The sequence below is a fragment of the Spirillospora sp. NPDC049652 genome (genome assembly GCF_040675125.1).
Taxonomy (GTDB): domain Bacteria; phylum Actinomycetota; class Actinomycetes; order Streptosporangiales; family Streptosporangiaceae; genus Spirillospora.
In genome coordinates, this window is sequence record NZ_JBFAOF010000421.1 from 1 (window position 1) to 5,844 (window position 5,844).

The window sequence follows — 5,844 nt, forward strand, 5'->3', positions numbered from 1 at the left end:
CGCCGAGTCGCGCACCGTCCCCTACCCGGAGGCCGCGTCCCAGCGGATCTGGGCGGACCACCTACCTCGCCCTGCCCGGAGCCGGGGACGTGGACCCGCGCCTGCGGCTGTCGTCCGGCGTGGTGCGCGGCGGCGGGCTGCGCCAGATCACGCAGCCGGGACGGCGGGTGGCGGGCGGCCCACCGCGGAAGCCCGCGTCCGCCACACCCGGCGCGGCCGGTGCAAGTGCGGCCGGTGCGGTTGCGGCCGGTGGGCCTGCGGCGGTCGCGCCGCTCGGGGCGGCCGTAGCGGCCGGGGCGCGTCCGCGTCGTCCGGGGGCGGAGGCGTTCCCGCGCACGCGCGTCGAGTACAAGGCGCCCGCGTCGCGCGCGGCCTCCGCCGGCACACCGCCTCCCCCGGCGCGCGGCGCTTCGCGGGGCATGCCGATCGCCGCCTCACCCGCCGCGCCGGTCGCCGTCTCCCCCGCCGCGTCCCGGGCCGAACCGCCCGCACCGGCGGCGGGGGCGTCCGCGTCCTCGCCCGGCTCGCCGTCGGGTTCAGGGTCGGGGACGGGTTCGCCCGGACGCTCCATGCCCGAGCCGCCGCACGTGCTCGGCGTGAACTGCAAGAACCACCACTTCAACGACCCCCGCGCACGCTACTGCGCGGTCTGCGGGATCTCGATGATGCAGGCGACGCTCGCGCCCTTCAAGGGGCCGCGGCCGCCGCTCGGCCTCCTGCTGGTCGACGACGGCCAGACCGTCCCGCTCGCCGCCGACCTGCTGATCGGACGGGAGCCGCGGCACGCGCCCGAGGTCGCCGAACGGCGCGCGCGCCCGATGCGGCTGACCGACGACGACGGCTCGATCTCCCGCCGGCACACCCTGGTCTCGCTGGACGGCTGGCGGGTCCGCCTGGTCGACCTCGGATCGGTCAACGGCACGGCGGTCAAGCCGCCCGGCGCGCCCGACTTCGAGCGGATCCCGCCGCACACCCCGGTGCCGCTGGTCCCGGGGACGGTCGCCCGCATCGGCGCGTCCAGAACGTTCCGGTTCGAGTCGAACCGGGAACCCTGACCACACGTCCGATCTTCCGTCACATCCCGCGACCGGCCCACCGGAAGCGCACTTTCGCCCAACGCACCCCGCATCTGGCCATCCCCCCGAGTCCGGAAGGACGACCACACGCCATGCGAGCACGCTCCAAGAGCGGCGGCACCGCCTACGCTCACCCCCTCTTCTTCTGGGCGGGCTTCGTCGCCTGCGTCGCGGGTGTGCTGCTGCACCTGCCGATGTACCTGCACGCCAAGGACATGCACTACCACCTGAACGGCATGCCTATGGACACCCCGATGATGGTCGGGATGGTCCTCATCGTGCTGGGCCTGGTGGCCGTCGGCTACGGCCTGGTGCCGCGCGACTTCCTGAAGAACGCCCCGCCCGCGGAGCTGCGCGTCCGGGCCGAGGACGACTCGAAGCTGCGCCCGGCGCACATCGCGCTGGTCCTCGTGCTGACCGCGGCCGTCACCATCGACGCCATGAAGCCGATCTCGCTCGGGTTCACCGCGCCGGGCGTGGCCAAGGAGTACGGGCTGAAGTCGGCCCTCAACCCGCACGGCGACCTGCCCGTGGCGCTGCTGCCGTTCTTCGGGCTCAGCGGCACGGCCGTGGGCTCGTTCGTGTGGGGCTGGCTGGGCGACCGCATCGGACGCCGCGCGGCCATCCTGTTCGCCGGGGTCCTGTTCGTGACTACGGCGACGTGCGGCGCGATGCCGTCCTTCGGCTGGAACCTGGCCATGTGCTTCCTGATGGGCGCGGGCGCCGGCGGCATGCTGCCCATCACGTTCTCGCTGCTCGCCGAGACGATCCCCGGCCGGCACCGCGGCTGGCTGATGGTGCTCATCGGCGGGACGCTCGCGCTCGCCTACGTCGTGACCAGCTGGATGTCGGCCGAGCTCGTCCCGACGTACTCGTGGCGCATCCTGTGGCTGGCGGGCATGCCGACCGGGGTGGCCCTGATCCTGCTGAACCACTGGATCCCCGAGTCGCCGCGCTTCCTGCTCTCGCACGGCCGCGAGGAGGAGGCCCGCGCCGTCATGGCCCGCTACGGCGCGTCGCTGGTGCCGGCCACCGAGTCCGAGCCCGACCCCGAAGCCGCCGCCGACCCGAATGCGCGCGGCGGGTTCGGGCGGCTGTTCCGGCCGCCGTTCGCCGGCCTCACCACCGCCGTCGTCATCCTCGGGCTCGGCATCGGGCTGGTCACCTACGGCTTCCAGCTCTGGATCCCGTCCAACCTGCAGAAGCTCGGGCTCCCGCAGGCGACCGCGGACCGGGCGCTGCGCGACTCGGCGCTGCTCGGCCTGCCGCTGGTCTTCCTCGCCGCGGCCCTCTACGGGCTGTGGAGCGCGAAGAAGACGATCCTGCTGTTCACCGCCCTGGTCGCCGCCGCGCTCGCGGTGCTGACCTTCGCCGGGGACGACCTGGCCAAGCACCGCGACTGGCTGTACGTCCTGCTCGCCGGGCCGATCGTCGGGACGAGCGTCATCGCGTCCGTGCTGGCCGCCTACAGCTCCGAGATCTACCCGACCCGGATCCGCTCGCGCGGCTCGGGCCTGTCGGCCGGCGTCGGCAAGCTCGGCGGCGTCCTGGTGACGATCCTGCTGGTCGCGGGCATCGCCGCGCCGTCCATCGGGCTCACCGCGCTGCTCGGCGTCGTCCCGCTCGTCCTCGCCGTCATCGCGGTGGCGGTGTTCGGCGTCGAGACCCGCAAGTCCGCGCCGAAGGTGTCCGCGAGCGTCGCCACGGCCGAGACGTAAGACCCGGACGCCCGCAGACGTGACGGGCGGCGGTGCGGTGTCCCGGTTCGGCACCCGCACCGCCGCCCGTTGCTCGTTCGCGGTGCGCCGGAGGACGGCCGGGCCCGGAGGTTCCCGGGTCCGGCCGTCGTTCCGGTCCGGCGCTCAGCCCTTGAGGGCGGCGAGGGTGGCGTCGAGGTCGCCCGTCCGGGGACGGTTGTGCGGGAGCTTGGAGAGCATCGCGGCCATGGCGCAGGTGTTGCTGACGGCCGAGTAGACCAGGCCCGCCGCGACACCGCCGGACAGGATGAGCGCGGGCTTCCAGAACGCCCCCGCGACGGCCCCGGCCAGCACGAGGGAACCGGCCGTGAACCGGACCTGGCGGTCCATCGCCCAGACCGCGCGGCCCGCGCCGGGCTTGTGGACGTCGCGGCCGCCCTGCGCCCACGCCTGGGTGCCGCCGGACAGGGTGGCCACCTCGATGCCGAGCGCGGAAAGCCGCTCGCACGCCTGGCCGGACCGCGCCCCGGACGCGCAGACCACCAGCAGCGGGCCGCGGGCAGCGGCGGCCTGGAGGGCCTCGGTGGCCCGGTCGAGGCTGTCCAGGGGGACGTTGTGGGCGCCCGGCAGGTGGCCGGAGGCGAACTCGCCCGGGGTGCGGACGTCGACGATGGTCAGCTCCGCGAGGCGGGTCTGGGCCTGCTCGGGAGTGAGGGCGGTGATGGCCATGGTGTGGTGATCTCTTTCCGTTCCGGGTGATCGGACCCACCGTAGGATACGGGCCGGGGTATTCCGCCCCGGGGGTCCGTCGTGGGGTCGTCGTGGGGTCAGGCGAGCGCGTCGACGAGCATCAGGCCCGCGACGGCCAGGAGCATGAAGGCGAAGCCGCGCTGCAGGAGGCGTCCGGAGAGCCGGCACGCGAGGCGCCGGCCGTCGCGCGCGGCGAGGATCGCGGCCCCCGCGAAGGGGACGATCGTCGCCCAGTCGAGGTCGGACGCGGCGGCGCCGCGCGTGACCAGCGACGCCAGCGCGTTCACGGCGATGACCAGCAGGCTCGTGCCGATCGCCGCCCGCATGGGGAAGGCGAGCCGGGTGACCAGCGCCGGGACGACGAGGAACCCGCCGCCGACACCGAGCAGTCCGGTCAGCGCCCCGAGGCCGGCCCCCGTGGCCGCCGCCTTACCCGCGTGCGTCCGGGGCGTCCGGCCGTCCTCCTGGTCGTCCGCGTCCGGCGCGGCGGGCTCGGGCTTGGTGCGGGACGCGGACGTGGAGCGGAGCATGCGGACGGCCGCGAATCCGGCGACCAGCGCGAAGGCGGCGGTGAGGACGGGCTGCGGCAGGCGTCCCGCCGCGAGCCCGGCCACCGCGGCGGGCACGATCCCGGCCACCGCGAACAGCGTCCCCGCCTTCCAGCGCACGTTGCCCGCGCGGGCGTGCGCGAGGAGCGCGGTGACCGAGGTCACGGTGACGATGACGAGGCTGGCGGTGGTGGCCTGCGCGGGGGTGAACCCCAGCAGGTAGACCAGCGCGGGCACGGTGAGCATGCTGCCCCCCGCGCCGAGCGCGCCCAGCACCAGCCCCGCCACGGCTCCGCAGCCGAGGGCCAGGATCAGCGTGGTCATGCCACCGAGCCGGGGCGGCCGCCGGGGCCGGTGACGGGGAGTCCCTCGCGCGCCCAGGCGGACATGCCGCCCGTCACGTCCACGACGTCGACGCCGCGCCCGGCGAGGATCTGGGCGGCCTGCCGGGACCGGCCGCCGGAGCGGCAGATGGCCACGACCGGCTTGTCGCGGGCCGCGGCGGGCAGCTGGGCCCCGGCGGCCAGGCGGCTGAGCGGCAGGTGCAGCGCGCCGGGCGCGTGCCCCGCCTTCCACTCCCCCGCCTCGCGGACGTCGAGGAGGACGGCCTCGCCTGCCGCGACGCGCTGCCGCGCCTGCCTGGCGGAGATCCGGCCTCCGCCCGAGGAGCCGAAAAGGTTTCCGAAGATCATGGTGCTGTCCTCCTGTCGGTGCTCAGCGGGCGTCGGTTCCGGTGACGGTGAGCCCGGCGTCCACGGCGGCCTCGAAGCCGTCGTCGACGGCCACGACCTCGCGGCCCGCGGCGTCCAGCAGGGACGCGGCCGTCGCGGCGCGCAGCCCGCCCGCGCAGTGCACCCAGACCCGGCCCGCCGGGATCTCACCGGCGCGGTCGCGCAGCTCGTGGATGGGGATGTGGACCGAGCCCTCGACGAACCCGAGCTCCCGCTCGGAGTCGCGGCGGACGTCCAGGACGACCGGCCGCTCCCCGCCGTCGCGGAGCGTCGCGGCGAGGTCGGCGAAGGTGGCGCGGGGGAAGGACCGCGGCTTCTCGCCCTCGGGGAGCCAGTCGGCGGGTCCGCCGGTCGCGGCGGCGGCCGGCCGGTCGATGCCGACGCGGACCAGCTCGCGCTGCGCGTCCGCGATCTGCTCGGCGTTCTCGGCGAGCAGGGTGACGGGACGGCCCCACGGGATCAGCCAGGCCAGGTAGGTGGCGAGCTTGCCGTCGCCCTCGAAGTTGAACGACCCTGCGACGTGGCCGGCGGCGAAGGCGACGCGGCTGCGCAGGTCGACGACCCACTCCCCCGCGTCCAGCCGCGCGGCGATCTCGGCGGCGTCCGCGCGGCGCACCGGCGTGAGGTCCACCGGAGCCGGGCCCGCGGCGTTCACCGGGCCCATGTGGGCGTAGTAGGCGGGGATGTCGTCCAGCCCGGCGAGCAGTTCGGCGACGAAGGTGTCGACGTCCTTGGTCAGCGCGGAGTTGCGGGCGCGCTCGGTCCCGATCGTGGTCGAGTCGCCCTCGGCCTGGGAGGACGAGCAGAAGCTGCCGAACCCGTGCGTGGGCAGGACCCGGACCTCGTCGGCGAGCTCGTCGGCCAGCCGCCGGACCGACGCGTGCTGCGCCCGGGCCAGCCGCTCGGTGAGCCGCGGCTCGACCAGGTCGGGGCGTCCCACCGAGCCGATCAGCAGGGACCCGCCGGTGAAGGCGGCCACGGCCCGGCCGTCCTCCTCCAGGACGTAGGTGGTGTGGTGCGGGGTGTGGCCGGGGGTGGCGAC

Annotated in this window: 6 protein-coding genes; 2 read left to right on the top strand and 4 right to left on the bottom strand. The window is 75.5% G+C overall.

What is annotated here, in order from left to right; all coding sequences use genetic code 11:
* Positions 1-1,055, top strand: a 1,055-nt coding sequence (locus tag AB0J52_RS23975) for an FHA domain-containing protein (RefSeq protein ID WP_500184299.1), incomplete at its 5' end; no start/stop codon positions are given.
* Positions 1,056-1,168: 113 nt separating this feature from the next.
* Positions 1,169-2,794 (top strand): MFS transporter, encoded by a 1,626-nt coding sequence (locus tag AB0J52_RS23980; protein WP_500184301.1) that lies wholly within the window; start codon positions 1,169-1,171, stop codon positions 2,792-2,794.
* A 144-nt stretch (positions 2,795-2,938) separates the two neighbouring features.
* Here AB0J52_RS23980 and AB0J52_RS23985 read toward each other — a convergent pair whose 3' ends face one another.
* The 4 genes from AB0J52_RS23985 to AB0J52_RS24000 form a co-directional block, all read right to left on the bottom strand.
* On the bottom strand, positions 2,939-3,502 hold the full coding sequence (locus AB0J52_RS23985) for a rhodanese-like domain-containing protein (protein WP_500184303.1): 564 nt from the start codon (positions 3,500-3,502) through the stop codon (positions 2,939-2,941).
* A 98-nt stretch (positions 3,503-3,600) separates the two neighbouring features.
* Positions 3,601-4,395: a sulfite exporter TauE/SafE family protein gene (locus tag AB0J52_RS23990; RefSeq protein ID WP_500184304.1), complete on the bottom strand. Its 795-nt coding sequence runs from the start codon at positions 4,393-4,395 to the stop codon at positions 3,601-3,603.
* On the bottom strand, positions 4,392-4,763 hold the full coding sequence (locus AB0J52_RS23995; protein ID WP_500184305.1) for a rhodanese-like domain-containing protein: 372 nt from the start codon (positions 4,761-4,763) through the stop codon (positions 4,392-4,394). The genes AB0J52_RS23990 and AB0J52_RS23995 overlap by 4 nt, the downstream gene beginning before the upstream one ends.
* Before the next feature lie 22 nt (positions 4,764-4,785).
* On the bottom strand, positions 4,786-5,844 hold a 1,059-nt coding region (locus tag AB0J52_RS24000), incomplete at its 5' end, for a rhodanese-like domain-containing protein (RefSeq protein ID WP_500184306.1).